The 4313-nt window shown below is 74.0% G+C and carries 4 protein-coding genes; 2 read left to right on the top strand and 2 right to left on the bottom strand.

The window, feature by feature from the left end; all coding sequences use genetic code 11:
* Positions 1-174 precede the first annotated feature (174 nt).
* The gene (locus HZS56_RS37280) at positions 175-1305 is read left to right on the top strand and encodes a methyltransferase (RefSeq protein ID WP_216725241.1); all 1131 of its coding nucleotides are present in this window, start codon (positions 175-177) and stop codon (positions 1303-1305) included.
* Here the strand turns inward: HZS56_RS37280 and HZS56_RS37275 are convergent.
* On the bottom strand, positions 1295-2185 hold the full coding sequence (locus HZS56_RS37275; protein ID WP_216725240.1) for a class II fructose-bisphosphate aldolase: 891 nt from the start codon (positions 2183-2185) through the stop codon (positions 1295-1297). The two genes, HZS56_RS37280 and HZS56_RS37275, sit on opposite strands and share 11 nt — an antisense overlap.
* 34 nt (positions 2186-2219) lie before the next feature.
* Positions 2220-3101 carry an SIS domain-containing protein gene (locus HZS56_RS37270; protein ID WP_216725239.1) on the bottom strand — a complete coding sequence of 294 codons (882 nt, stop codon included), beginning with the start codon at positions 3099-3101 and terminating at the stop codon, positions 2220-2222.
* A gap of 174 nt (positions 3102-3275) precedes the next feature.
* Between HZS56_RS37270 and HZS56_RS37265 the strand changes: the two genes are divergently transcribed.
* The gene (locus tag HZS56_RS37265) at positions 3276-4055 is read left to right on the top strand and encodes a DeoR/GlpR family DNA-binding transcription regulator (RefSeq protein WP_216725238.1); all 780 of its coding nucleotides are present in this window, start codon (positions 3276-3278) and stop codon (positions 4053-4055) included.
* Positions 4056-4313: the final 258 nt, after the last annotated feature.

The following is a 4313-nucleotide window of genomic DNA, read 5'->3' as shown; positions in this document are numbered from 1 at the left end:
CCCTTCCTCTTCCCTCACCCCCCGCCCGGAGCCCAGACCCCCATCGTCGCCCGGGGCCGGGTCCCTCCTGCCGGCGCTCCCCTTGAGTTCTATCGGTCCGCTCCGTTCCGCGCGGCCGGTGCCCGGTCGCCGCTCGGCTAGCCTTGGCTCACGATGAACGACCGCGACGACCGAATGACCACCCCCTGGGGCGAGCACGTACTCACCCGCTTCCCCGAGGACCCGCGCGACCGGCTCCGTGCCTGGGACGCCTCCGACGAGTACCTGCTCGGCCACCTCGCGGAGCGGGAGGTCCCGCTGTCCGGCACGGTCGTGGTCGTCGGCGACCGGTGGGGTGCGCTGGTGACGGCGCTGGCGCCGCACCGGCCGGTGCAGGTCACCGACTCCCACCTCGCGCAGGAGGCGACGCGCGCCAACCTGGAGCGCGCCGGCGTCGAACCCGGCTCGGTGCGGCTGCTCACCACGCAGGACCCGCCGCCGGACCGGATCGACGTACTGCTGGTACGGGTACCCAAGAGCCTGGCGCTGCTGGAGGACCAGCTGCTGCGGCTGGCGCCCGCGCTGCACGGGGGCACGGTCGTCGTCGGCACCGGGATGGTGAAGGAGATCCACACCTCGACGCTCCGGCTGTTCGAGCGGATCGTGGGGCCGACGCGAACCTCGCAGGCGGTGAAGAAGGCACGGCTGATCTTCGCGGAGCCCGACCTCGCGCTGAAACGTCCCGTCAACCCGTGGCCACTGGCCTACCCGCTCCCCGACGACGTGGGTCCGCTTGCCGGCCGTACCGTCGTCAACCACGCCGGTGTCTTCTGCGCCGACCGGCTCGACATCGGCACCCGGTTATTCCTCGGGCACCTGCCCGGCGTCGGCGCCCGGCGCGTGGTGGACCTCGGGTGCGGCAACGGCGTGGTCGGTACGGCGGTGGCACTGGCCGATCCCGGAGCCGACGTGCTGTTCACCGACGAGTCGTTCCAGGCGGTGGCCTCGGCGCGGGCGACGTACCGGGCCAACGGGGCGGCGGGGAAGGCCGAGTTCCGGGTCGGCGACGGGCTGGCCGGGGTGCCGGACGCCAGTGTCGACCTGGTGCTCAACAACCCGCCCTTCCACTCCCACCGGGCGACGACCGACGCCACGGCGTGGCGGATGTTCACCGGGGCGCGGCGCGTGCTGCGCCCCGGTGGTGAACTGTGGGTCGTGGGCAACCGCCATCTGGGCTACCACGTGAAGCTGCGGCGCCTGTTCGGCAACAGCCGTCTGGTGGCGGGCAACCCCAAGTTCGTGGTGCTGAAGGCGGTCAGGAAGTAACGGGCGGAACGCCGGGGGTGTCCGGGGCGGTCCGGGAGACCACCCGGATGACCGTGGCCACCGTCGCGGCCATGGCGTCCCGGCCCGCGGCGAGGTAGCCGCGGGCGTCCACCGCTTCGGGGCGGGCGGCGAGGTGCTCCCTGATGGCGCCGGTCATGGCGATGTTGAGCGCGGTGCCGACGTTGACCTTGGCGATGCCGCCCGCGACCGCCGCGGCGAGTTCGGCGTCCGGGACGCCCGAGGAGCCGTGCAGCACCAGGGGCACGTCCAGTGCTCCCGCCAGTTCCTTGAGCAGGTCGTGGTCGAGGGCCGCGGTGCGGGTGGTCATGGCGTGGGAGCTGCCGACGGCGACGGCGAGGGCGTCCACACCCGAGTCGGCGACGTAGGCACGGGCCTCGGCCGGGTCAGTGCGCGCTCCGGGCGCGTGGGCGTCGAGCGGCGGGGCTCCGTCCTTGCCGCCGACCTCGCCCAACTCGGCCTCGATCCACAGCCCCTGGGCGTGTGCCCAGTCGGCGGCGGCCCGGGTGGCCGCGAGATTGTCCGCGTACGGCAGCCTCGCCGCGTCGAACATCACGGAGCTGAACCCGGCGTCCGCGACCCGGCGCAGCAGGCCGTCGCTCTGGACATGGTCCAGGTGCAGGGCGACGGGAACGGCCGCCGCCTCGGCGGCGGCGACAGCCGCGCGGGCGAGGGGCAGCAGCCGGCCGTGGCGGTACTTCACGGCGTTCTCGCTGACCTGGAGGACGACGGGCGCGTGCACGGACTCGGCGCCCGCGATGACCGCCTCGACGTGTTCCAGGGTGATGACGTTGAAGGCGGCGACGGCGGAGCGGTCGGCCGCGGCACGGCCGACCAGGTCGCCGGTGGTGGCGAGGGGCAAGGTCTCTTCCTTCCCGGGCGGGTGAACGCGGGCGTCAGGGGGCGAGGATCACCGAACGGGTGAGGTGGCGGGGGCTGTCGGGGTCGAGGCCGCGGGCGGCGGCGACGGCGACGGCGAGCCGCTGGGCGCGGACCAGTTCGGCGAGCGGGTCGAGACCGCCGGGGACCCACAGGGCGCCGGTCTCGCGGACCTGCTCGGCCAGCCCTTCGGGGGCCTCGCCGAACATCCAGGTGGCGGTGCCCTTGGTGCTGATGCTGATGGGCCCGTGCCGGTACTCCATCGCCGGGTAGGCCTCGGTCCAGGACAGGGAGGCCTCGCGCATCTTCAGGCCGGCCTCGTTGGCCAGGCCGACGGTCCAGCCGCGGCCGAGGAAAGTGAACTGGGTGCTCTCCACCAGCCCTTCGGGCAGCTCGGTGGCGAGGGCGGTGCGGGCGTCAGCGACGACCGCGTCGGTGTGCAGGCCCAGGTGGGCGCGGAGCAGGGTGAGCGCGGTGGTCGCGAACCGCGTCTGCACGACGGACCGTTCGTCGGCGTAGTCGAGGACGACCACGTCGTCGGCGGCGGTCATGACCGGTGTGTCGGGGTCTGCGGTGAGCGCGACGGTGCGTACCCGGCCCTTCAGCTCCGTGAGCAGTTCGAGCACCTCGGTGGTGGTGCCGGAGCGGGTGAGGGCGACGACCCGGTCGTACGCGCGGCCCCGCGGGAACTCGGAGGCGGCGAACGCGTCCGTCTCGCCCAGGCCCGCCCCCTCGCGCAGGGCCGCCGCCGACTGGGCCATGAAGTAGGAGGTGCCGCATCCGACGATCGCCACCCGCTCCCCCGCCGCCGGAAGCACCGCCGTGTGCCCCGCCGCCTCCGCGGCGGCGCGTGTCCAGCACTCGGGCTGGCTGTTGAGTTCGTCCTGGACGTGGGTCATGCCGCACTCTCCCGGTCACTTCGCCGTGGTCGGCCGAGCGTCGGAGGTGTGCTCCGCCGATCAACCGATCTGATTGTTCCTGCAAGATATAGCGAGCTTTCGAGCACAATCAAGCAAACAGGTGAACGGTACGGTGCGCTAGGGTCGGCGAGAGATCGAGGAACGGAGGCGCGGATGTCGCGCGACGCCCGCTGGAAGGCGCTGCTGGAGCTGCTCGTCGAGCGCGGCCGGCTGGACGTCGAGGAGGCGGCGACCGAGCTGGAGGTCTCGGCCGCGACCATCCGCCGTGACTTCGACCGGCTCGCCGAGCAGCAGATGCTCGTGCGCACGCGCGGCGGCGCCGTCGTGCACGGGGTGTCCTACGAACTGCCGCTGCGCTACAAGACGGCCCGCCGCGCCTCGGAGAAGCAGCGTGTCGCGCACGCGGTCGCCGCCCTGGTGGCGCCCGGCGAGGCCGTGGGGCTGACCGGGGGCACCACGACCACGGAGGTGGCGCGCGCGTTGGCCGTGCGCTCGGACCTGGCGTCCGGCACGCCCGCGCTGACCGTGGTCACCAACGCGCTCAACATCGCCAACGAGCTGGCCGTCCGGCCGCAGTTCAAGATCGTGGTGACCGGCGGAGTGGCCCGGGCGCAGTCCTACGAGCTGATCGGGCCGCTCGCGGACGGGGTGCTCGGCCAGGTGACGCTCGACGTGGCGGTACTGGGCGTCGTCGCCTTCGACGTCGAGCACGGAGCCGCCGCGCACGACGAGGCCGAGGCCGCGATCAACCGGGTCCTGTGCGAACGCGCCGAGCGGGTGATCGTGGCCGCCGACTCCAGCAAGCTGGGCCGGCGGGCCTTCGCCCGGATCTGCGCTACGGGGTCGGTGGACACGCTGGTCACCGACGGGGCGGCGGACCCCGAGCTGGTGGGGCGGTTCGAGGAGGCAGGCGTCCGCGTCGTCACGGCCTGAACGGCGGGCCGAGCGGCCCCGGCCACCGCCGTGCCGCCCGCACGGCCGGTTCCCACGCCGTCGGTCTCCCCGGCTGCCGCGCCGCCCGCTCGGGCGGACTCCGGCGTGCCGGTCCCCACACCCGGCTGCCCGTCCCACGGCAGCCAGTTCCCACGCCACCCCGGCACCCCACCAGCGCCCCGGCACCGACTCTGGCCACCTCCGGCGTGCCGGTCCCCACACCCGGCTGCCCATCGCCCGTCCCCCCGCCCCCGTCCC

The organism is Streptomyces mayonensis, from assembly GCF_018982965.1.
Taxonomy (GTDB): Bacteria; Actinomycetota; Actinomycetes; order Streptomycetales; family Streptomycetaceae; genus Streptomyces; species Streptomyces mayonensis.
Note: the sequence above shows the minus strand (reverse complement) of the source record. Positions and strands in the feature narration are given on the sequence as shown.